At 72.6% G+C, this 21,185-nt stretch carries 19 protein-coding genes and 2 pseudogenes; 6 read left to right on the forward strand and 15 right to left on the reverse strand.

Annotated elements, in window-relative coordinates; genetic code table 11:
* Position 1: 1 nt before the first annotated feature.
* The 3 genes and pseudogenes from ACZ6BG_RS30335 to ACZ6BG_RS30345 all read right to left on the reverse strand — a co-directional run.
* Positions 2-1,519, reverse strand: a pseudogene (locus ACZ6BG_RS30335) (ATP-binding response regulator); the annotation flags it as partial.
* A 189-nt stretch (positions 1,520-1,708) separates the two neighbouring features.
* Positions 1,709-3,490 (reverse strand): annotated as a pseudogene (locus tag ACZ6BG_RS30340) (nSTAND1 domain-containing NTPase); the annotation flags it as partial.
* Positions 3,491-3,494: 4 nt separating this feature from the next.
* The gene (locus ACZ6BG_RS30345; RefSeq protein WP_469007425.1) at positions 3,495-3,797 is read right to left on the reverse strand and encodes a CU044_2847 family protein; all 303 of its coding nucleotides are present in this window, start codon (positions 3,795-3,797) and stop codon (positions 3,495-3,497) included.
* A gap of 564 nt (positions 3,798-4,361) precedes the next feature.
* Between ACZ6BG_RS30345 and aceB the strand changes: the two genes are divergently transcribed.
* Positions 4,362-6,086, forward strand: a complete 1,725-nt coding sequence (aceB, locus tag ACZ6BG_RS30350) for a malate synthase A (RefSeq protein ID WP_469007426.1) — start codon at positions 4,362-4,364, stop codon at positions 6,084-6,086.
* Entirely contained in the window at positions 6,083-6,952 is an 870-nt protein-coding gene (locus tag ACZ6BG_RS30355; RefSeq protein WP_469007427.1) for a 3-hydroxybutyryl-CoA dehydrogenase, read from the forward strand. Before aceB ends, ACZ6BG_RS30355 begins: the two co-directional genes overlap by 4 nt.
* Positions 6,953-7,002: 50 nt before the next feature.
* Here the strand turns inward: ACZ6BG_RS30355 and ACZ6BG_RS30360 are convergent, their stop codons facing one another.
* Together ACZ6BG_RS30360 and ACZ6BG_RS30365 are read right to left on the reverse strand one after the other, a co-directional pair.
* Complete coding sequence (locus ACZ6BG_RS30360) at positions 7,003-7,407, reverse strand: oxidoreductase C-terminal domain-containing protein (RefSeq protein WP_469007428.1); 405 nt, start codon at positions 7,405-7,407, stop codon at positions 7,003-7,005.
* Between the two features lie 257 nt (positions 7,408-7,664).
* Positions 7,665-8,594: a LysR family transcriptional regulator gene (locus ACZ6BG_RS30365; RefSeq protein ID WP_469007429.1), complete on the reverse strand. Its 930-nt coding sequence runs from the start codon at positions 8,592-8,594 to the stop codon at positions 7,665-7,667.
* Positions 8,595-8,887: 293 nt separating this feature from the next.
* Here ACZ6BG_RS30365 and ACZ6BG_RS30370 point away from each other — a divergent pair, with 293 nt between their 5' ends.
* Positions 8,888-9,160: a cytochrome ubiquinol oxidase subunit I gene (locus ACZ6BG_RS30370; protein ID WP_469007431.1), complete on the forward strand. Its 273-nt coding sequence runs from the start codon at positions 8,888-8,890 to the stop codon at positions 9,158-9,160.
* A gap of 229 nt (positions 9,161-9,389) precedes the next feature.
* Here ACZ6BG_RS30370 and ACZ6BG_RS30375 read toward each other — a convergent pair whose 3' ends face one another.
* From ACZ6BG_RS30375 to ACZ6BG_RS30390, 4 genes are all read right to left on the reverse strand, one after another.
* Entirely contained in the window at positions 9,390-9,542 is a 153-nt protein-coding gene (locus tag ACZ6BG_RS30375) for a hypothetical protein (RefSeq protein ID WP_469007432.1), read from the reverse strand.
* Complete coding sequence (locus ACZ6BG_RS30380) at positions 9,508-9,753, reverse strand: GNAT family N-acetyltransferase (protein ID WP_469007681.1); 246 nt, start codon at positions 9,751-9,753, stop codon at positions 9,508-9,510. Before ACZ6BG_RS30380 ends, ACZ6BG_RS30375 begins: the two co-directional genes overlap by 35 nt.
* A 64-nt stretch (positions 9,754-9,817) precedes the next feature.
* Complete coding sequence (locus ACZ6BG_RS30385; RefSeq protein WP_469007433.1) at positions 9,818-10,282, reverse strand: SRPBCC family protein; 465 nt, start codon at positions 10,280-10,282, stop codon at positions 9,818-9,820.
* Positions 10,270-11,166: an RNA polymerase sigma-70 factor gene (locus tag ACZ6BG_RS30390; protein WP_469007434.1), complete on the reverse strand. Its 897-nt coding sequence runs from the start codon at positions 11,164-11,166 to the stop codon at positions 10,270-10,272. The genes ACZ6BG_RS30385 and ACZ6BG_RS30390 overlap by 13 nt, the downstream gene beginning before the upstream one ends.
* A gap of 312 nt (positions 11,167-11,478) precedes the next feature.
* Here ACZ6BG_RS30390 and ACZ6BG_RS30395 point away from each other — a divergent pair, with 312 nt between their 5' ends.
* Positions 11,479-11,829 (forward strand): hypothetical protein, encoded by a 351-nt coding sequence (locus ACZ6BG_RS30395; protein WP_469007435.1) that lies wholly within the window; start codon positions 11,479-11,481, stop codon positions 11,827-11,829.
* Positions 11,830-11,860: 31 nt separating this feature from the next.
* Here the strand turns inward: ACZ6BG_RS30395 and ACZ6BG_RS30400 are convergent, their stop codons facing one another.
* Positions 11,861-12,688, reverse strand: coding sequence for an alpha/beta fold hydrolase (locus tag ACZ6BG_RS30400; protein WP_469007682.1), 828 nt, complete (start codon positions 12,686-12,688; stop codon positions 11,861-11,863).
* 78 nt (positions 12,689-12,766) lie between these two features.
* Here ACZ6BG_RS30400 and ACZ6BG_RS30405 point away from each other — a divergent pair, with 78 nt between their 5' ends.
* Both ACZ6BG_RS30405 and sph read left to right on the forward strand, forming a co-directional pair.
* Positions 12,767-13,387, forward strand: a complete 621-nt coding sequence (locus ACZ6BG_RS30405; RefSeq protein ID WP_469007436.1) for a sigma-70 family RNA polymerase sigma factor — start codon at positions 12,767-12,769, stop codon at positions 13,385-13,387.
* A gap of 227 nt (positions 13,388-13,614) precedes the next feature.
* Positions 13,615-14,592, forward strand: coding sequence for a sphingomyelin phosphodiesterase (gene sph, locus ACZ6BG_RS30410; protein ID WP_469007437.1), 978 nt, complete (start codon positions 13,615-13,617; stop codon positions 14,590-14,592).
* Between the two features lie 119 nt (positions 14,593-14,711).
* On the opposite strand, the gene ACZ6BG_RS30415 is transcribed toward sph, so the two are convergent.
* The 5 genes from ACZ6BG_RS30415 to ACZ6BG_RS30435 all read right to left on the reverse strand — a co-directional run bounded on the left by ACZ6BG_RS30415 (position 14,712) and on the right by ACZ6BG_RS30435 (position 21,185).
* Positions 14,712-16,217, reverse strand: coding sequence for an FG-GAP-like repeat-containing protein (locus tag ACZ6BG_RS30415; RefSeq protein WP_469007438.1), 1,506 nt, complete (start codon positions 16,215-16,217; stop codon positions 14,712-14,714).
* Between the two features lie 191 nt (positions 16,218-16,408).
* The gene (locus ACZ6BG_RS30420) at positions 16,409-17,326 is read right to left on the reverse strand and encodes an ABC transporter substrate-binding protein (RefSeq protein WP_469007439.1); all 918 of its coding nucleotides are present in this window, start codon (positions 17,324-17,326) and stop codon (positions 16,409-16,411) included.
* Positions 17,327-17,341: 15 nt separating this feature from the next.
* Positions 17,342-18,127 (reverse strand): ECF transporter S component, encoded by a 786-nt coding sequence (locus ACZ6BG_RS30425; RefSeq protein ID WP_469007683.1) that lies wholly within the window; start codon positions 18,125-18,127, stop codon positions 17,342-17,344.
* A 65-nt stretch (positions 18,128-18,192) separates the two neighbouring features.
* Positions 18,193-19,986, reverse strand: coding sequence for an ABC transporter ATP-binding protein (locus ACZ6BG_RS30430; RefSeq protein ID WP_469007440.1), 1,794 nt, complete (start codon positions 19,984-19,986; stop codon positions 18,193-18,195).
* The gene (locus tag ACZ6BG_RS30435; protein WP_469007441.1) at positions 19,983-21,185 is read right to left on the reverse strand and encodes an energy-coupling factor transporter transmembrane component T; all 1,203 of its coding nucleotides are present in this window, start codon (positions 21,183-21,185) and stop codon (positions 19,983-19,985) included. The genes ACZ6BG_RS30430 and ACZ6BG_RS30435 overlap by 4 nt, the downstream gene beginning before the upstream one ends.

Here is a 21,185-nt window from a genome sequence, read left to right on the forward strand (position 1 = left end):
GTCAACTCCCTTGGCCCCCTTGGCTTCCCTGGACTCCCTTGGGTGTCCGTGCCCAGTGCCCCAGCAGGGTCAGCAGGTGCTCGACGTCGACCGGCTTGGTCACATAGTCCGAGGCGCCCGCCGCGATGGCCTTCTCGCGGTCGCCCTCCAGGGCCTTGGCGGTGAGCGCGATGATCGGCAGCCGCGCGTGCTGCGGCAGCTTGCGGATCACCGACATGGTCGCGTAGCCGTCCATCTCCGGGATCATGATCTCCATGAGGACGACCGCGACATCGGGGTGCCGGCCGAGGACGTCGACACACTCCTGTCCGTTCTCGGCGCACAGCAGCGAGAGGCCGTGCCGTTCCAGACTCACCGTCAGCGCGAAGACGGTACGGATGTCGTCGTCGACGATCAGCACCTTCTCGCCGTGGAACTCGGCATCCGCGTCGGAGACGACCGTGATGCCCTGCCGCGGCGCCGGGAGTTGCCTGGCGACCTCCACCGGCGCCTCGGGCAGCGAAAGGCGGTAGCGCGCGTCGCTCGCCGGCGCCGCGTCCGCGTACATGTGAAGCGGCAGGTACAGGGTGAAGGTGGAGCCTCGCCCCGGCTCGCTCACCGCGTGGATCTCGCCGCCGAGCAGTCGTGCGATCTCCCGGCTGATCGACAGGCCGAGGCCCGTGCCGCCGTACTTGCGGCTGGTCGTGCCGTCGGCCTGCTTGAAGGCCTCGAAGATCACCCGCATGTTCCCGGGCGCGATGCCGATGCCGGTGTCGGTCACGGAGAAGGCGATCAGATCGGCGTCCCAGGTGTACAGCGAACCGGCTTCGAAGAGCTGTTCCCGGATCTCGTCGGGCACGTCCGCGGCGCCGGGGCGGATCACCAGCTTGACCTCGCCGGTGTCGGTGAACTTCACCGCGTTGGACAGGAGGTTGCGCAAGACCTGCAGCACCCGACTCTCGTCGGTGCGCAGCGACGGCGGCAGCCCCGACGACACCTCCACGCCGAAGCGGAGGTTCTTGTCGGAGGCGAGCGGGCCGAAGGCGGCGGCCACGTAGTCGACGAGCTGGTCGAGGAGGATCAGGGTCGGACTGACGTCCATCCTGCCCGCCTCGATCTTCGACAGGTCGAGGATGTCGTTGATCAGCTGGAGCAGGTCCGAGCCCGCGCCGTGAATGGTCTCGGCGAACTCCACCTGCCGGGGTGTGAGGTTGCCCTCCGAGTTGTCGGCGAGCAGCTTGGCGAGGATCAGCAACGAGTTGAGCGGCGAGCGCAGTTCGTACGACATGTTGCCCAGGAACTCGGACTTGTAGCGCATCGACAGCGCGAGCTGCTCGGCGCGCTCCTCCAGGACCTGCCGGGCCTCTTCGATCTCGGTGTTCTTCACCTCGATGTCGCGGTTCTGCCGGGCGAGCAGCTCGGCCTTGCGCTCCAGTTCGGTGTTGGACGCCTGGAGCGCCCGCCGCGAGGTCTCCAACTCGGCCGAGCGCTGCTGGAGTTGCACGGTCAGCTCCTGCGAGGCGCTGAGCATCTGCTCCGTCCGCTGCTGCGCCGTGATCTCCTCACGGCTGCGCTCGATGAGGCCGACGACCGCCTCGGGGATGTCCGCCGCGCGCTCCCCGAGCCAGCGGTCCGCCTCCGACAGGCGAGCCGCGGACAGCAGGTCGGCCTCCGTGGCGCGCTCCTCGACCACGGCGAGCCACTGCTGGAAGTCGGCGTCCTCCTCCACCCAGGTGGCGAGCCGCGCCCACTCCCGGATCAGGGCCTCGTGCGCGATCTCCGCGGTGTCGGGTCCGCCGGTGCCGAGGACCACGAGGCGCTGCTCGGGGTCGGCGAGGAGCTGCGCGATGTACCAGTCCTTGGCGAGGTGGGTGCGGTGGGCGGTGACGCGGACGGCGCTGGTGGCGCCGCCGCGGGCACGGACCATGGACAGCAGGACGCGGCGGATGCGGGGTTCGCCCAGTTGCTGGGCGAGCAGGCGGTAGACCTTCTCCGCGTGCTGGTTCAGGGCTCCGGAGACTCCGCCGAGACCCTGGTAGCTGTCGAAGCTGAGCCGCCGGTCGTGCTGGAGCGACCACAGTTCGGTCAGCGTGAACTCCAGGAGCGGCAGGCTGCCCGCGGCCTTGCTCGCCTCGGCGGCGATGGCCTCGGCGAGGCCGGGGGTGAAGGTGACTCCCGCGACTTCGGCCGGTTCGACGATCACCCGGATGAGGGCTGCCTCGTCCAGCGGGGACACGTTCAGCTGCCGGTCCTGGAGGCGGGGTCCGATGTCCGGGAGTTCGAGCAGGTCGGGCAGGAAGTCGGCGCGCAGGGTCGCCACGAGGCGGACGCCGGGGTCCTGGGCGACGTCGGGCGGGGGCAGCAGCCGCTGCAGGAACTTCAGCTGTTCGGCCCGGTCGGCGCTGCCGCTCAGGACCTCCTCGAACTGGTCGGCGATCAGCGCGAGACGGCGGCCGGTGAGCACCCGCAGCCGCGAGGCGACCGTCCAGAAGCCTTCCTCCCGCAGGGCGCGGGTCCGGTGTTCCAGCTCTTCGAGGCTGTGGGTCCGCTGCGGGTGCTCCAGCTCCAGCAGGGCGCGGGCCACGGCGTCGAAGGGGGACATTCCCGGGCGGAACGAGGCGATCGCCCAGCCCGCCGACGCCAGTTCGGGCTGGAGGCCCGCCGCCACCAGGGACGACTTGCCCACGCCCGAGGGTCCCGTGACCATCACCAGGGGCTGGGCCTTCACCATGAGCCGGAGCCGTTCGACCTCGCGTTCCCGGCCGACGAACACGCCCGCCAGCGCGTCCTCGGCGCTGAACGCCTGCAGCCCGCGGTAGGGGCACGGGGGCAGCACGCTCCGGCCGAGGGCGTCGGGCCAGGCCGCCGAGACCTCCGCCAGGGGCACGGCGTAGGCGTCGGGGGCGGCGCCGTCGCGGCTCGCCACGGCGAGCATGCCGACGACCGCGTCGCCCCACCGGTCGGTGACGATGGCGGGCGACCCGCTGTATCCCGGCTGCGTCCGCAGCGCGGACTCGCTTGCCGTGTCGAGTTGTATGAGGCCGCCGCCGACCGCGCCCCGCAGCACACAGGTGGACCAGGCGCCGTTGGCTTTGCGGGGCGGGTTGCCCGGGTAGCCGAAGGCCTTCACCTGGGCGTCGCCGAGCAGGCCCGTGCGGGCGTCGATGAGCCGGGCCGCGCCCGCGCTGACGGGCAGGGTGTCCCCGCCGACCAGGGCGAGCCCGGCGACGTCCCGGCCCGGACGGCCGACGCCCGGCGGCGGGTCCCAGGAGCTGATCCGGCAGTGCCGCAGGGGCCCGCCCTCCGCGTCGCCGAGCAGCACGAACTCGACCTGGATCCGGGCGTCGCCCGGGGGCCGCTCCGCGCACGCCTTGTCCCGCTCCAGCGCCACATTGACCACATGGGCGCACGTCACGATCTCCTTGTCGCCGACGACGAACCCGACGCCGATGGGCGTCCCCGTCGCCGCGGCACGGATCTTGACGACGAATCCCTCGCGCTGCGCTCCCATGAAGTCAGGGGCGGTTCCACGTCAGCCGGACGGTGAAGTTCACTTCGGCGGTGCCCTTGGCGATGATGACGCCGGTCTCGCCGCCCATCTTCAGGCCGAACTCCAGCTCCGCCGCGTCCGGACCGAGTTCACGCAGGGCGTCGGCGACACGCGAGAGCGTCGGCTTGACCTGGTCCAAGGCCTCGTCGAGCGACACCCGCGCCCGTGCGACCACCCCGCCCCCGGCGGCCAGTTCGAGGTCCGTGGCGTCCGCGTCGACGTCGACCTCGAACACGGCGGCCCCCTCACCACCGTCATCGAGCCTCATCGTCAACTGCTGTGGCACAGCACATCCCCCCGCTCAGGGCCTCACACCCGACCGACGTCCGCCGACGCCTCCCATCCTGGGTGACCACGCCCGGTCCCGCAGGCATATCCGGGGGATCCGGTCCGGGGACTCCGACGGACATCCTCCTCGCGCACGGCCCGCGGGTACGCCCGTGCGCCGGTGTCCGTCCGGGAACCAGCCTGTGCCGCAGCCTTCGCAATGTTGGCAATCGGCCGACCGAAGATTCGCAGCAATTGGCAGCCGTCCAGCATTGATGGCACTCAGTGCCAGTGCCAGAGTCTCCGTACGGCCCGCTGAACCTCGGCAGCGGTGGTCCGTTCCCCAGCGTGACAGGACCACAGGCCGCAGTACGAAGACACGCGATGCCACCTCGATCCGCGAGGGCACGGGGTATTCGCAGAGAAGACAAACGACCCAACGTTCTGCCGGAGGGAGCGCCGTCGGCCACCGGTCCGCTGGGGGCTGGTCACGCGGTTCCCCGCGCCCTCACGAGGCTCCCCCTCATGCCCCCGCTCCCCCTCCCTCTCCCCTCAGGAGGACCCGATGTCCACCAGTGCCCTGACGCACCGCGTCCACGTCCTCGCCCCGCCCGGGCACCGTCATGACGAGATCCTGACGCCCGCCGCCCTGGACTTCGTCGGTCACCTCGCCGCGGCCTTCGGCGGCCGCCGCAAGGAGATCCTCAAGGAGCGCCGGCGCCAGGCGCTGCGGCTCGCGTCGGGCTCCCCGCTCGACTTCCCCGTTGCCACCTCCCCCGTGCGGGCCGACCCGGCCTGGCGCGTGGCCCCGCCGGCGCCGGGCCTGGCCGACCGCCGCGTGGAGATCACCGGCCCGCCCGACCGGCGCATGGCGGTCGACGCCCTCAACTCCGGGGCCCGGGTCTGGATGGCCGACTTCGAGGACGCCACCTCGCCCACCTGGCAGAACATCGTCGGCGGCCAGCTCACCCTGCTCGACGCCATCGAGCGCCGCATCGACTTCACCAGCGACGACGGCAAGGAGTACCGGCTCGGCGACCACGACCGGCTCGCCACCATCATGGTCCGCCCGCGCGGCTGGCATCTGGTCGAGGAGCACCTGGAGTTCGACGGCGAGCCGGTGCCAGCGGCCCTCGTGGACTTCGGCCTGTACTTCTTCCACTGCGCGCGGCGCCAGATCGAGGCCGGGCACGGCCCGTACTTCTACCTGCCCAAGCTGGAGAACCGGTACGAGGCGCGGCTGTGGAACGACATCTTCGTCTTCGCCCAGGACCTGCTCGGCATCCCCCGGGGCACCGTGCGCGCCACCGCCCTCATCGAGACGGTCACCGCGGCCGTGGAGATGGAGGAGATCCTCCACGAGCTGCGCGAGCACAGCGCCGGTCTCAACGCCGGGCGCTGGGACTATCTGTTCAGCCTGATCAAGACCTTCGGGCACCGCACGGACTTCCTGCTGCCGGACCGCGTGAAGGTCACGATGACGGCGCCCTTCATGCGCGCCTACACCGATCTGCTCGTACGCACCTGCCACCGGCGCGGCGCCCACGCCATCGGCGGTATGTCCGCGCAGGTGCCCAGCTCGGCCCCGGCGGCAGCGGAGGCCGTGCTCGCCACGGTCCGCCTGGACAAGGAGCGGGAGGCGGAGGACGGCTTCGACGGCTCCTGGGTGGCCCACCCCGGCCTGGTGGCGGTGTGCGGGGAGGCGTTCGACGCCGTGCTCGGCGACCGGCCGCACCAGCTCGACCGGACCCGGGACGACGTGGAGGTGACCGCGGCCGACCTGCTGTCCACGCGCCGCGTCGGCGGCCCGCCCACGCCCGACGGGGTGCGCACGAACATCGCGGTGGCGGTCCGGTACTTCGCGGCCTGGCTGCGGGGGCAGGGGGCCGTCGTCCTGGACGGGCTGATGGAGGACGCGGCGACCGCCGAGATCGCGCGGGTGCAGATCTGGCAGTGGCTGCGGCACCGGGCGCTCGGCCGCGAGACGGTGCTGCGGCTGCTCGACGCCGAGATCGACGCGCTCGGCGCCGACTACCCGTGGGCGGACGTGGACGCGGTGCGCGTGCTCTTCGAACGGACCACGCTGTCCGTCGAGTTGCCGCAGTTCTTCACGCCGGAGGCGTACTCACGGCACCTCGTCCGGCATGCCGCGCCGCCGTCCACGTACACCGAGGCGCGGGCTGCGGACGCGGAGGCGCGAGCCGCGCACGCCGAGGCACCGCGCCGGCACGCGGACCCGCGGGTCCAGCACGCCGGGGCGCCGCTCCAGGACGCCGGGGTGCGGTCATGACGGGGCCCATCCAGCGCGTCGGTGTGGTCGGCGGCGGTCAGATGGGGGCGGGCATCGCCGAGGTGTGTGCGCGGGCCGGGCTCGACACGGTGGTGTGCGAGGTCGACGCGGTGGCGGCCCGGACGGCGCGGGACCGGGTGACGTCGTCGTTCGACCGCGCGGTGCGCCGCGGCAAGCTGGCGGGGGCGGAAGCTGCGGACGCGCTCGCCCGGACGGTCTTCACCGGCAGCCTGGAGGACCTGGCCGACCGGCAGTTGGTCGTCGAGGCCGTCGTGGAGAACCCGGACGCGAAGACCGAGGTGTTCGCCGTCCTCGACAAGGTCGTCGAGGACCCCGGGGCCATCCTCGCCACCAACACCTCCTCCCTTCCCGTGATGCGCCTCGGCATGGCGACCGGCCGCGCCGACCGGGTCGTGGGCCTGCACTTCTTCAACCCCGTTCCGGTGCTGGCGCTGGTGGAGGTCGTCACGTCCCTGCACACGTCGGCGGAGACGGTGCGGGCGGTCGAGGAGTTCGCGACCCGCACCCTCGGCAAGACGGTGATCCGCTCCCAGGACCGGGCCGGTTTCGTCGTCAACGCCCTTCTGATCCCTTACCTGTTGTCGGCGATCCGGATGGCCGAGTCCGGCTTCGCCTCCCCGGCCGACGTCGACGCGGGCATGGAGCTGGGGTGCGCGCACCCCATGGGTCCGCTCAAGCTCGCGGACCTGATCGGCTTGGACACCGTCGCCTCGATCGCGGAGTCCCTGTACGACGAGTTCAAGGAGCCCCTGTACGCCCCTCCCCCGCTGCTGCAGCGCATGGTGGAAGCCGGACTGCTCGGCCGCAAGGCAGGGCGGGGTTTCCACACCTACGACCAGGGCTGAGGGGCCCCGGATCGGGCGGCCCGGGCTGAGGGGCTCGGGCCGCCCGACTGTTACGGCGCCGCTCGGCCCGCCACCGCGGTTCCGCCCCGTCCGCCCCGGAGGCGCGCGAGGTGGCCCTTGAGGGTGAACCCCGGCACGGCCGCGTCCCCCGGGCTCAACTCGGCGCCGTGGTCGAGGAGTCGGCGGGCGGCCATGTGGTCGGCGGAGCAGTTGACGGACTCGACCGCCCGTAGATCCTCACCGCGGAAGAGGAGCACCGAGCACGCGTCGGGGGCGCCGCCGAGCACCGTCTCGGTGTCGTGCCCGTCGTCGTGTCCCGCGATCTGCGCGGTGGTGGGCCTTGGACAGGGCGGGCGCTCGTACGGGAGGGCGTCCTCAGCACTGATGAGGGTGACGCGTCCCCGGTAGCCGTGCTCGCGCAGGGGCGCGGCTGTGTTGAAGAGAGCGCCGCGCATGACGCTCGTGCCGGAGGGGACGTCAGGGCTGTACGCGGCGCGGGAAGAGGTAGGCGTGGAGGGAGCTGCCGGTGGCCGGTGGGGGACGCGTCCACCCCTGCGGGCTAGCCAACGCCCGTTGACCGTGGGGATACGCGATGTCCTGGGTCAGGGCTGTGGCAGCGGGCTGGACAGCATCAGAGGAGTGCGCGGCGAGCCAGGGCGGACCCTGCCCGCACCCGCGACGGGGGCGGGACGGTGCCGACACCGACCAGGCGCTAGGAGGGACCGCGCCTTCGCCCGCGGCGCGGGTCGGGCAGACGGTGGGTCATGAACGGCCTGCTGGTGATGAACTCCTGGAATTTCAGGGCGGCTTCGGACAGGTAGGCGTCGCGGTTGCGCACCAGGGTGAGCACCCGATGACAGTCGGCCACGTCCAAGTGCACCCAGGCGACCGGGACGTGCGAGTCCGTACCGGCCTGGCGGGAGATCGTCGGGATGAGGCCGATGCCGAGACCCGCGCTGATCATGTCCTGGCTGGCGCCCGGTTCGTCGCCCTCGCAGGACAGCGTCGGCGCGAGCCCTTCGGACGCGAACAGCCGGTCGAGGAGGGCGCGTTGCCAGTGGCCGACGCGTGTGGAGACGAACGGCTCGTCGGCGATCTCGGGGATCGTCACGCTCTCCCGTCCGTCGAGCCAGTGCCCGCGCGGGACGGCGAGCAGCACCTCCTCGCGGGCGAGCTCGACCGACTCCAGGTTCACGCCCGTCAGGGGCTGTGAGGCCACGCAGAAGTCGACCTCTCCGGCACGCAGTTGGCGTTCCATCTCCTGGGCCGTCGACTGGAAGAGCCGGACGTCGGCGCGCGGGTGCGCGGCCCGGAAGCTGCCGAGGACGTGCGTGATCGTCAGCAGGGTCTCGGAGGCGACGCCGACCCGGCCGAGCCCCGTGTCCCGGGCGTCGAGCAGGGCCCTGCGGCCGTCGTCAAGCTCACTCAGGGCGCGGTCGACGCGGCGCAGGAAGATCGCGCCGTACTGGTTGAGCCGGATGCGGCGGCCCTGCCGGTCGAAGAGCGGGCAGCCGAGGTCGGCCTCCAGGCGCGCGATGGTGCGGCTCAGCGAGGGCTGGGCGACGCGCAGTTCCTCCGCGGCGCGGCTGATGTGCTCGTACCGCGCGACGGTCTGGAAGTAGCGCAACTGCAGAAGATCCACGGTCCACCTTCAATTATGCCTCTGCGGTCATCTTCACATGGTGGAACCGGTCTTGTAACGCATAAGCGATTCTCCCTACGGTCGCTTGTGGGGTCACCGCACGGGCAACGGCGCCCGGCATCCGCACACGCGAAGCGGCGGCCCCGCCCACGCCAGCCGTCCCATCGGCCACCCGTCCCCCAGGAAGATCGCTTCATGGGCGCCGCGGAGCTGGCCCGACTCCAGTTCGCGGCCACGACCGGCATCCACTGGCTGTTCGTGATCCTCACCATGGGGTGGGGCTCGCCCCCCTCGTGGCGATCACGCATAGCCGGGCCGCGTTCACTCGTGATCCCGCCAAGAGAGCAGTCCGGGAGCGCATGACACGCTTCTGGGGTCAGCTCTACGTCATCAGCTACGCGGTCGGCATCGTCACCGGCCTCGTCATGGAGTTCCAGTTCGGGCTCAGCTGGAGCGGACTCAGCAACTTCGCGGGCAATGTCTTCGGTGCCCCGCTGACCCTCGAAACCCTCATCGCCTTCCTCGCCGAGTCCACCTTCCTCGGCATTCGGGGAAGTCGAGGCTGATCGCGGCGCTCATGCGGTTCGTGCCGTACGAAGCGGGATCCATCCGCGTCGGCGGGCGCGAACTTCGGGGCCTCGCGGCCGCCGACGAGATCGTGACCCTCGCCCGGGGGCGGGTCCTGCCCGTCTTGAGGGCCGGGGTCAGCGGCGGGGGGCGACGAGTGCGACTACCGGCCCTTCGCCAAGGATGAGGCGGCGGTGGGGATCAGGTCGAGTGCCTGTGAGCAGCCAGTCACGCCTCGGAGGCGCGCAGGCCGACGCAGTCAAAGGCCCAAAAGACCTCTGAGTAGACGAAGGTGCCCGTCATCCACGGCTCGTGAGCGGACAACCGGGCGCCCTGGAACGCGGCTTCAGGAATACGCAGCGACGGCGAACGGAAGCCCACCGCGCCGGCACCCTCGAAACCGCGCGCCGTAGTAGCGCGGCGAACCCTCCAGGAATACCAACGGCGCGCCCTGGCTGTCGGCCGCCGCCAGGGCGTGGGCGATGAGCTGCGTACCGATGCCCTGACGCTGGAGCTCCGGGACCACGCCCAGCGGTGACACGGACAGGACGTCCACGATCCGGCGCGGAGCGTCCCACCGCGTCGCGCTCAGGAGAACACGCCCGACGACCCGGTCATCAACGGCGGGGACCGGTCAGCGCCACCCGGGCCGGTACTCAGCGGGCAGCCGAGGCCCGGGGGCGGGCCAGCGCGCTGTGGGCCGTGTCGAGGATGTTGCCGAAGGTGCGGGTGATGATGGGGCGCGCGACGCGGCGGGTGAGGAAGCCACCGATCAGCGGGACGGGGATCTCCGCGCGGGTGGCCCAGCGCACCAGGGTGCCGCCCTCGACCTCCTCGAACGTCATCCGGCCCAGTTCGTGCCGGGACGGCGGAAAGCTGCGGTCGACGACGTACTCGGTGGCGTACGGCGGGTCGTAGTGGGTGATGCGCTCCCGGAACCAGCCGATCAGCCAGAGGTGGTTGCGCACCGCGCCGACGCCGTACGGCGCGGACTCGCCGGGCCGGGCCAGGCGGCAGCGCACCACCAGGGGGGAGCGCGTGTAGTTGGTGGTCGTGGTGAGCCAGGCGAAGACGTCCTCGATCGGAGCGGCGACGACGCGTTCAACGATCATGGTTTCCATGGCTGGTTGCCTCCTCTGTCGAGCGGGAGCACCGCCTCTGCGCGATGCAGCTTGTCCGGGTTGCGCATGCCGTAGAGGCCGGTGATCCGGCCGTCGTGGATCTCGAAGGCGACCAGCCAGTCGAGTTCCCCGTCGGTGACGAACCGCGCCGCGGGCATGCCGTTGTACGTGGCGTACTCGACCTGGGTCGCCGCGGTGATGCCGCTGATCACGCCGAGGACGAAGCGGGCGACGTCGGCGCGTCCGACAATCGGGCGGCGGGCGGCGACGACCTTCCCGCCGCCGTCGGAGATCTGCACGACGTCGGGCGCCAACAGGTCCATCAGCGACTGCACTTCGCCGGTCGACGCCGCGAACAGGAACCGCTGGACGATCTCCCGACCCGCGTCGGAGTCCGGCTCGAAGCGGCGGCGCCGCGCGTGCACGTGGCGGCGGGCGCGGTGGGCGATCTGCCGGACGGTCACCTCGGTCTTGCCGATCGAGGCGGCGACCTCACCGTGGGTGTAGCCGAACACGTCGTGCAGCACGAACACGGCACGCTCGGTGGGGTTCAGGGTCTCCAGGACGAGCATCATGGCCATCGACACCGACTCGGCGAGGATCGCGTCGTCGCTCACGCCGGGCGCGGTCCGGATCGGCTCGGGCAGCCAGGAGCCGACGTACTCCTCGCGTCGGGCCTTGGCCGCGCGCAGGTGGTTGAGGGACTGCCGGGTCACGATGCGGACCAGGTAGGCGCGCGGGTGCTCGACCTCGTCCTGGTCGACCGCGCGCCACCGCAGATAGCTCTCCTGCAGCACGTCCTCGGCGTCGGTGGCGCTGCCCAGCATCTCGTAGGCGATGGTGAACAGCAGCGGCCGGTGCTCGGTGAAGGCGTCCTCAGCCATGACTCACCCCCGCCACGCGTACGCGTCGGCACTCGCGCATCACACCCTGCTCCTCTCGTCGGACACCCATCGAGACACCCCGCGCCGGAATACCGTGACAGGTCTCCGATGTGATTCGTTTCACAGCGCGCGCCGGTGGCGGCGCATCCCTCAAGACACGGTGCGACTTCAACGAGTCACTGCGTCAACACGACAGAACGGGGCATAAGGATTGCGCGCGGCAGGGACGCTCTCCGGCCGCGGCAGCGGTGCCGGGCGCGCCCCGGGCGCCCCATATCCCGTACCCGCCCCCACCCCGCACAGGAGACGCCGATGACCGACCACCGCGCCTTGGCTGCGGGCGCCGCGCTGTTCACCGCGAGCGCCGCATACGCCGCACAGTCCCACGCCTGGCTCCCCGCCGTCGGCCTCGTGCACGGGGCCGGACTGCTTGCCGCGCGGGCCCGGCGCGAGCGCGCCGCCCTGCGCTGCGCCCGCGCCCTCGCCCAGCGCGCCGAACTCGCCGCGCGCCCCAGCCCGGAGCCCCCGTTCGGGCCGTCCCTGTTCCAGGAGGTCAACCGCGGCTGGACCGAACTCAACGCGGCGTGCTGCCTGCACGCGTGGCTGTCGCGGGGCGGCGAGCACGACCCCGCGCACTGCCCCGGGACGGCACCGGCGACCTGAGCGCACCACGGCGGGTGCTCCCCGGGCGCCCTCAGCCCAGGAACTCCGCGGTGGTCGCCACGAACCGGCCGGGGTCGTCGAGCCAGGGGAAGTGCGCCGCCCCGGGCTGCACGACGTAGGTGGCGTCGGGGAACAGCCCGGCGAACTCCGCCGTCGGCGCGGGCGGACTGTTCAGGTCGAACTCTCCGGCGAGCAGCAGGACGGGCGCCGGGAGCGTGGCGAGGGCCGCTCGGGTGGCATCCGGGGTGAAGGCGCCCTCGGCCCCGAAGAGGGCGGCGGCCTCGTCGTTGGCCGGTCGGCTGTCCGCGTGGTGCCGGGCGGCCGCCTCGTCCCACCGGCCGTAGAAGAAGGGCGCGAGCGCGTCCCAGTCGCTGCCCGTGCCCCGGGTGATCGCCTCCAGGGCGGCGTACGCGGCCGGGAACCACGGCTCGCCCTCGCGGCCCCGCGCCAGCGCGCGGCGCTCCTGCCCCGTGACGGCGATGCCGACGGCCCGGGCGCCGGGGGCGACGAGGGCCAGCTTGGCGACGCGGGCCGGATGGCGGGCCGCGTACTGCGCGACGACGTTCGCGCCCGCGGAGTGGCCGAGGAGGTCGATCTCGGGCAGGGCGAGGTGGGCGCGCAGCGCCTCGACGTCGTCCACGAGGCGGTCGCAGCGGTAGGAGGACGTGTCCTCGGGCGGCTCGGAGCGTCCGGTGCCGCGCAGGTCCAGGACGATCAGCTTGCGGTGTGCGGACAGGCCGCCGAGGTCGCCGAGGTAGGCGGAGTCCGCCGGGCCGCCGGGTACGCAGACGAGTGGGGCGCCGTGGCCGGTCTCGCGGTAGGCGAGCCGGGTTCCGTCGGTTGCGCAGAAGGTGGGCATGGCTCGGATACTGTCAGCCATAACCAGGTTATACAACCCGGTTATGAAGACCTGCCCTGCCGGGTGTATAACCGGGTTGTGGCAGGCGAAGAGAGTGCGCGGCGACATCCCGGGCCGCCGACCGGGGCACTGACCGAGGAGCAGGCCGAGCGGATGCTCGCCTCCATGAACGAGGTCATCCGCGCGGGCGAGGAGATGCGCGCGCTGCGCGCCGAGATGATCAAGGTCTTCGTCCATCTCGGCTGGACCCAGGACCGGATCGCCCGGCTCACCGAGATGAGTCAGCCCGCGGTGTCCAAGCAGGTGGCCAAGTACAAGCAGGACGAGGCGCCGCCCCCGCCGGACCTCTCCCTCGACCAGCACGACGTCCCATGGCTCGAAGGGCGCCTGTGGGGCCTCGCGGAGGAGATCGTCGAGACCTCCCCGGAGGTCGCCCACTGCGCCCGCTACGTCCACGCCATCGCCCGGGGCAAGAAGCGCTTCACGCCGCAGCACGTCGACGAGCTGCGGCGCCTCGTCGAGGAGGACCTGCGGCGGCGCGGCCCCGAGCTGCCCCGCGGCTTCCGGGACGCCTACGACCGGATCAGCCGCGGCCTCGACGTCCCCGTGCGCACGGAGGCCGCCACCACCGCACCGGCCTCCGTGCGCCGCGCCCTCGCCTACCAGATCCAGCGCGACCGGCTGCGGCACGACTCCTGACGCGCGGGGCGGGATCCCGGCGGGGCGGCGGACGCTCCGGGAGCCCGGCGGATCGGCGTGCGCTCCGGTGTCCCGACGGAGCGGCGGACACCCCAGGTGTGCAAGTTGTGATGACACGTCAAGTGATCAACACACCTAAGCCACCTGGGCGTAACCGGCGCTGCCTTGGATGACGGCGCCGGTGTCGCCCTCGCGGCCCGGTCCCCCACCCCACAGGGAGAACCCTCATGCCCCACTCCACGCCGCGTACGTACACGGTCGGCGCCACCGCCGTGGCACTGGCCGCGACGGCGACGCTGGTGGCCACCGCGCCCACCGCGTCGGCGGCGGACACCCCGCAGCTGAAGGTGCTCACGTACAACGCCTTCCTGTTCAGCAAGACGCTGTACCCGAACTGGGGCCAGGACCACCGCGCCAAGGCGATCCCGGCCGCCGGGTTCTTCCGGGGCAACGACGTCGTCGTCCTCCAGGAGGCCTTCGACAACTCCTCCTCCGACGCGCTCCAGGCGAACGCCAAGGCCGCGTACCCGCACCAGACGCCGGTGATGGGCCGGTCCAAGAGCGGCTGGGACGCCACCGGCGGCGCCTACTCGGCGACGACCCCGGAGGACGGCGGGGTGACCGTCCTCAGCAAGTGGCCGATTCTGCGCAAGGAGCAGTACGTCTACAAGGACGCCTGCGGCGGGGACTACTTCTCCAACAAGGGCTTCGTCTACACCGTCCTGGACGTGAACGGCACCAAGGTCCACGTCGTGGGCACCCACGCCCAGTCCACCGACCCCGGGTGCGCCGCGGGCCAGGCGGCCCGGACCCGCGCCGCGCAGTTCAAGGAACTCGACGCCTTCCTCGACGCCAAGAAGATCCCGGCGGGCGAACAGGTCCTGGTGGCGGGCGACTTCAACGTGGACCGGCACAGCGACGAGTACGCCTCGATGCTCGACGACGCCGGGCTCGCCCCCGCGGACGCCCGCACCGGTCACCCGTACTCCTTCGACACGAAGGACAACTCGATCGCCTCCGAGCGCTACCCGGACGACCCGCGCGAGGACCTCGACCACGTGCTGCACCGCACGGGCCACGCCCGTCCCGCGAACTGGCAGAACGACGTGGTGAAGGAGACCACCACGCCCTGGACGGTGTCGAGCTGGGGCAAGGAGTACACGTACGACAACCTGTCCGACCACTATCCGGTGATCGGCCGCTGAGGCGGAGCGGGGCAGGGACGAGGACGGGACCGGAACGACGACGGGGCGGGGACGGACCGCACGGCGGGTGCCGTGCGGTCCGTCCCCGCCCCTGAGCCGCCGGATCGGCGGCCGTCGGGTCAGCGCAGGTCGCTGCCGAAGAGCGCCGCGACGGACGGCGCCGCGAGGTCCTTGGGTCCGAAGGCCACGGCGTTCGTGACGGTCAGACCGGTGGAGGCGCCGCGCAGGGACCACAGGGCGCCCGCGTCGGCGTTCTCGTGGACGGAGGAGGCGGCCAGGTCGCGGCGGCCGTCGCCGTTGACGTCGAGGAGAGCGGTGACCGCGCCGAACTGGTCGTTCTTCTCCGCGACTCCGGGGACGCCCGCCGTGTTCTGGTGGAAGACCTGCGCGCCGGTGCCGGTCACGCCGGCGGCGCTGCCGCGGACGAGGACGACCGAGCCCGCGTCGGTGACGCTGCCCACGTCCTCGCCGGGCACGCCGACCGCGACGTCGGCGTAGCCGTCGCCGGTGACGTCGCCCACGGCGAGGGCGCCGCCGAAGTGGTCGCCCTCCTCCTGGGCGCCGGGCACGCCGGGCAGGTCCTGGTCGAAGCGCTGGACGCCGTCCTTCACGCCGTTCGCGGAGCCGTAGCCGACCGTGACCTTGCTCTCCTCCTCGTAGAGGTTGGCGGACACGATGTCGTCGTAGTGGTCGCCGTTGATGTCGCCGACCGCGAGGGCGCCGCGCGAACCGGGGGCGTCGCCCCGGGTGAAGCCCTTGGGGCTGCCGTAGAGGATGCTGTTGCCCCACGAACCGTCGCCGTAGTAGTCGTTCACGGCGATGTCGGCGCGGCCGTCGCCGTTGATGTCGCCGACGGCCTTGGGAATGACCGGGCCCTTCACGGAGCTGGGGCCGTCCACGCAGACGTCGTGGTTCTGGATGCAGGCCGGGCTGGGGCGCTCGTCGTCGTCATAGCTCGACCACTGCGACTTCTCCATGAAGTCGAGCGTGCCCGCGGGGGTCCCGGTGCGGGTGAGCGGGCCCTTCCAGAGCTTCGCCTTCTGCCCGACCGGGTCGTCGCCGTGGTAGGCGACTCCGGCGAACAGGGCCAGGTCGGTCTTGCCGTCGCCGTCGAAGTCACCCGCCTGCGGGCGGAACCCGTAGGTGGCGATCTTCGTGCCGCCGGTCAGGCCGGACTTGGCGCCCCACAGGACCACCGCGCCCGCGCTGCCGGCCTGGCCGCCGGTGCCGATGACCAGGTCGGTGAAGCCGTCGCCGTCGAGGTCGCCCTTGGCGGAGTAGCTGCCGAACTCCTGCTTGGTGGCGGCGGAACCGGGGACGCCGCTGGTCGAGCGGCTGATGATCTTCTTCTGGGCCGGGTCGAGGCCGTTCTTGGTGCCGTACGTCACCGCGACGTACCCGGCCTTCTTCTTCCCGGAGACGGTGGCGCCGGGAGCGCCGACCACCAGATCGGCGTACCCGTCGCCGTTGAAGTCGTCGGAGGCCTTCGCGGCGGCCTTCTTGGCGGTGGGGGCGGCGGCCTCGGCCTGGCCCTGTCCGAGGGACCAGGCGGTGAGCCCGCCCGTCAGCAGGAACGTGGCGATCAGGGGTGCGGTGAGTCGTACTCGACGGCTTGCTCGCGACATAGGGCTTCCTGTGGTTCCTTCGTTCGGAGGTCGGCTGGGTGAATGTCACAGCGGACGGACGACTGCCCGTCGGGCGGATGTCCGGCGGAATTCACCACTGCTTCATGTCACTTGACCCTCAACGATGGCCAATGGTTGTGCTCCGATGTCTGGCGGCCCAAGCGTCCCGCGCGGGCTCCGGAAGGCGGCCCTCAGCGCAACCGCCGTGCCTCCTCCTCACGGACCGGCTCCCCGGCCGACACCCCGTGCAGCACCTGGGCGAGCACTTCCGCGCCCCGCACGACGCGCGGGCCAGGGCGGTTGAAGTACGCCGGGCCGTCCAGGACCCAGACGCGCCCGTCCCGTACGGCGGGCAGGTCGGCCCAGCCCGGAAGCGCCTCCAGGAGCGCGCGTTCCCGCAGGGTGCGCTCCGGACTCAAGCCGCAGGGGAGGACAAGGACGACGTCCGGCCGAGCGGCTCGTACGGCCGCCCAGTCCATGGGCCGGGTGTGCTCGCCCGGCGCCGCGAGGAGCGGTTCGCCGCCGGCGCACGTGATCTGTTCGGGAACCCAGTGGCCCGCGGGCCACAGCGGGTCCAGCCACTCGATGGCGACGGTACGCGGCCGGGGGCGCCCCCGCGTCAGCCGCCGCACCGCCGCGAGCCGCCGCCGCAGCTCCTCCCGGCGCTCGCGCGCGACCACGCCGACGCCAAGGAGTTCACCGACGCGCACGACACAGTCCAGGACGTCGTCCAGGAGCCGGGGCTCCAGGCTGAGCACCCGGGGACCTTCGCCGTCGAGGACCCGGACGGCGTCGCGCACGCTCTCGTACGACACCGCGCACACGTCGCAGAGGTCCTGGGTGAGCACCACGTCGGGGGCGAGCCGGGACAGGGCCGCGACGTCGAGGGTGTAGAGCGAGGAGCCGCTGTGCGAGGAGCCGCCGACGGCCGCGGAGATCTCCCGGCTGCCGAGCGCGTCCGAGGAGAACCCGGCCGCGGTGACCACGGGCACGGCGGCCACCCGCGCGGGCGGCCAGTCGCACTCGTGCGTGCGGCCCACGAGGTCGTCGAGCAGGCCGAGTTCGGCGACGATGTCGGTGGCCGCGGGGAGCAGGGAGACGATGCGCATGCCCCGACGGTACGTTCAGGGGCCGCCGTCCGCCCCGTCCGCCCTGTCCACGGCCGGGCGCGCGGCCGGTGCGAACCGCACCGGCGCCTGGAAGCGGGCCTTGCGGGCGGCGCGCCTGAAGACGGTGAGCACGGCCGGGCCCGCGAGCAGCACGCAGACGAAGTTCGTCACGGCCCGGCCCGTGTCCCAGCCCAGGGACGTCGCGAGGTCGAAGGCGATGTAGCGCTGCCACTGCTCGGTGAAGGGCAACCCGGGGAGGTAGGCGATGGAGCTGTTCGGGTCGAGGGAGAAGGGCCAGAAGGACAGGTTCAGGAGGAACCCGAAGAGATAGCCGGACAGCGATCCGTACACCGCGAGCATCAGCACTTCGAGCCGCCCCGTGGCCCGCGGAAGCAGGCCCGCGAGCATGCCCACGAAGGCGCAGCCGAACATCTGGTACGGCATCCACGGCCCGACCCCGCCCGTGATGAGCGCCGAGGCGAACAGCGAGGTGCAGCCGAGGGTGAAGCCGAAGCCCGGCCCGTACACACGCCCGGCGAGCACGAGGATGAAGAAGACGGTCTCGATCCCGGCCGTGCCCGCGCCGAGGGGCCGGATCGCCGCGTTCACGGCGGAGAGCACGCCGAGCATCGCGAGGGCCTTGGAGTTGATGCCGCCCTCGGCGATCTCAGAGATCACCACGCACAGCACGAGGACGAGCAGCACGCCGAAGATGAGCAGGGGCGCGTACGTCGAGCCGAAGGTGCCGGGGGCGACCACGAACGGCCAGAAGAAGGCCACCACGCCGAGGAACGCGGCCATCGCGATGACGACTCCGGCGCGGGGGGTGATCCGGATCGCGGTGGTACGGGGCTGTGCGCGCCCCTTCACCGGTCGCCACCCGCTTCGGCCTTCGTGCGCGCGGGGACCTTGGCGGCCCGCTGCGGCGCGAGGACCTCGGCGGCCTGCTCCGGCGCGGACCCCGTCGGCGCCCCGTCCCCCGATGCCCCCTCCACCGACGCCTCGTCCGCCACGAGCGCCGCCGACACCTGTTCCACCGTCAGGTACGGCAGCGGCGCGAGCACCTTGGCCACCTGCGGCGCGAACACCGGTGAGGCCACGATCACCTCGGCGGCCGGGCCGTCGGCGACGATCTCGCCCTCGGCCATCACGACGACCCGGTCTGCGGTCCTCGCGACGAACTCCACGTCGTGCGTGGACACCACGACCGCACGCCCCTCGGCCGCCAACTCGTCCAGGATCAAAGTGAGTTGAGCCTTGGCGCGGTAGTCGAGGCCGCGTGTCGGCTCGTCCAGGAGGACCACGCCGGGCGCGGCGGACAGCTGGATCGCGAGGACCAGGGCGAGCTTCTGGCCCTCGGACAGGTCGCGGGGGTGCGTGTCGCCCTCGATGCCGGGGGCGAGGCGGTCCAGGATCGCGCGGGCGCCCGGCCCGTCCGCCACCGCCGACTCGGCGTCCGCCTGGTCGAGTTCCTGCCGCACGCTCTCCAGGTAGAGCAGGTCCGTGGGGGTCTGCGGGACGAGCCCGACGAGGCGCCGGGCCTCGGTGGCGGGGACGGCGCCCGGGTCACGGGAGCCGCTCTCCTCACCGGGCGCCGCCCCGAACGGCACCACCCGCACCGTCCCGTCCGTCCGCGTCCCCGACCCCTGGAGCGCCCAAAGCAGCGACGACTTGCCGGAGCCGTTGCGGCCCATCAGGGCGGTGGTCTCGCCGCCGCGCAGCTCCACGTCGGCCTCGCGGACGGCGGGCAGGGCCTGGCCCCGGTAGCGGACGCTCACGCCCCGGGCGTCCAGGAGCCGGGGCCGTCCGGCCGCGGGGGCCGGGGGCCGGGCCGCGGGGACGGGCGCCCCGGTGAGGCGGGCGCGCAGCGGGGCGGCGGCGCGGCGCGCGTCGCGCACCGACAGGGGCAGCGGCGTCCAGTCGGCGCGGCGGCCGAGATCCACCACCGGCGGGGCGATCGTGGTCGTACGGAAGATGTCGGCGGGCGGACCGGAGACCACCCGGCCGTCACCCGGCAGGTGCAGCACGCGGTCGGCGTACTGCACGACCCGCTCCAGGCGGTGCTCGGCCAGCAGGACGGTGACGCCTAGGTCGTGCACGAGCCGGGTGATCGCCGCGAGGACCTCCTCGGCGGCGGTCGGGTCGAGGGCGGAGGTGGGCTCGTCCAGGACAAGGACGCGCGGGTGCGCGGTGAGGACGGAGCCGATCGCGACGCGCTGCTGCTGGCCGCCCGACAGCTCGTACAGGGCGCGGTGGCGCAGGTCCGCGAGGCCGAGCAGGTCCAGGGTCTCCTCGACGCGCTTGCGCATGGTGGCGGGCGGCACCGCCAACTGCTCCATGGCGTAGGCGAGTTCCTCCTCCACGGTGTCGGTGACGAAGCCGTCGAGCGGGTCCTGGCCCACCACGCCGACGACGTCGGCGAGTTCCCGGGGCGGGTGCCCGGCGGTGTCGCGGCCGTCCACGGTCACCGTGCCGTACAGGGTGCCGCCGGTGAAGTGCGGGACGAGTCCGTTGACCGCGCCGAGGAGGGTGGACTTGCCGACGCCGGTGTGGCCGACGACGAGGCAGAGTTCGCCCTCCTCGACGGTGAGGTCGACGTCGCTGAGGACGGGTTCGACGGTGTCGTCGTACTGGACGCTGACGTGGTCGAAGGTGATCACTTGGCGGTGGCTTTCTCGGATCGCCGGGCGGGCACGCGCGGGGCGGCCTGCGGGGCGGTGGCGGGCAGCGGCGGGGGCGCGAGGAATCCGGCGGCGCCCGCGAGCAGGATCGCCGCCGCCGGGACCAGCGGCAACGTGGGCCAGCTCAACGGGTAGAGGGACGGGTTGAGTTCGGCCGCGTCGAAGCCGACGTTGGTGAACAGGAGCACGGCGGACAGCACACCGCAGGCGGCGACGGCCCACTCCTCGAACCGCCACGGGTCGGGCCGGTAGGAGGTCCGGGTGACGCGCCGCCCGCCGAGCCGCAGCCCCGCCACGCACAGCACCGCCCCGGCCGCGAGCGCGGGCAGCCCGAGGAACGTCGGCGTGGAGGCGTCGAGCAGTCCGTACGCGCCGGCGCACAGGCCACACATGCCGAGCAGCATCAGCGCCCCGGTCAGCCGTCGGGAGGCCTTCGTGGCGCTCCCCGCCCGTCCGTAGCCCCGCGAGTCCATGGCCGCGGCCAGGCGCAGCGAACGCTCCAGGGCGTCCTCGAGGACGGGGACGACGACGCCGCGCAGGGCCCGCAGCCCCTTGGTGCGGCCCGCGCGCAGGCGCCGGGCGCGGTGCACGCGCTGCACGCTCTGCACCAGTTGCGGGGCGACGCTGATCGACACGGTGACGGCGACGCCGAGTTCGTACAGCGCGCCGGGCAGGACGCGCAGCGCCCGCTTGGGGTTGGCGAGGGTGTTGGCGGCGCCGACGCAGCACAGCATGCAGGCGAGCCGCAGCCCGTCGATGGCGGCCGAGAGCACGGCCTCGAGGGAGACGGGGCCGCCGAGCTGGATGCCCGCGTACCAGTCGGGGGTGGGAATGTGCGGCAGGGAGAACAGGAAGTGGTCGTGGGGCGTGATGCCGGTGGCGAAGACCGCCCGGAACAGGACGCGGATCGCGACGACGGTCAGCGCCAGGTACAGGTAGTACTTGAAGCCGCGCGCCCACGGCGCCTCCGTGCGGCGCATGCCGATCACATAGCCGAGGACGGCGAGGACGAGGAACAGCAGCAGCGGGTTGTTGGTGCGGCTCACGGCGGTGGCGAGCGCGAGCGCCCACACCCACCAGGCCAGCGGGTGCAGGGTGCGCGGCAGACGGCGTTCGTCCGCGCCCGGCAGGACGCCGAGCGCGGGCGGACGTGCGGTGGCGGCGTTACGGCGGCGCAC

Source organism: Streptomyces sp. NPDC041205 (genome assembly GCF_055591765.1).

Coding starts and splice junctions, on each gene's coding strand:
- ACZ6BG_RS30360 (WP_469007428.1), bottom strand. CDS start 7,407: ATGCGCGGCGCTCTCTTCAACACAGCCGCGCCCCTGCGCGAGCACGGC.
- ACZ6BG_RS30400 (WP_469007682.1), bottom strand. CDS start 12,688: ATGCCCACCTTCTGCGCAACCGACGGAACCCGGCTCGCCTACCGCGAG.
- ACZ6BG_RS30385 (WP_469007433.1), bottom strand. CDS start 10,282: ATGGAAACCATGATCGTTGAACGCGTCGTCGCCGCTCCGATCGAGGAC.
- sph (WP_469007437.1), top strand. CDS start 13,615: ATGCCCCACTCCACGCCGCGTACGTACACGGTCGGCGCCACCGCCGTG.
- ACZ6BG_RS30425 (WP_469007683.1), bottom strand. CDS start 18,127: ATGGCCGCGTTCCTCGGCGTGGTGGCCTTCTTCTGGCCGTTCGTGGTC.
- ACZ6BG_RS30395 (WP_469007435.1), top strand. CDS start 11,479: ATGACCGACCACCGCGCCTTGGCTGCGGGCGCCGCGCTGTTCACCGCG.
- aceB (WP_469007426.1), top strand. CDS start 4,362: ATGTCCACCAGTGCCCTGACGCACCGCGTCCACGTCCTCGCCCCGCCC.
- ACZ6BG_RS30420 (WP_469007439.1), bottom strand. CDS start 17,326: ATGCGCATCGTCTCCCTGCTCCCCGCGGCCACCGACATCGTCGCCGAA.
- ACZ6BG_RS30390 (WP_469007434.1), bottom strand. CDS start 11,166: ATGGCTGAGGACGCCTTCACCGAGCACCGGCCGCTGCTGTTCACCATC.
- ACZ6BG_RS30415 (WP_469007438.1), bottom strand. CDS start 16,217: ATGTCGCGAGCAAGCCGTCGAGTACGACTCACCGCACCCCTGATCGCC.
- ACZ6BG_RS30345 (WP_469007425.1), bottom strand. CDS start 3,797: ATGAGGCTCGATGACGGTGGTGAGGGGGCCGCCGTGTTCGAGGTCGAC.
- ACZ6BG_RS30355 (WP_469007427.1), top strand. CDS start 6,083: ATGACGGGGCCCATCCAGCGCGTCGGTGTGGTCGGCGGCGGTCAGATG.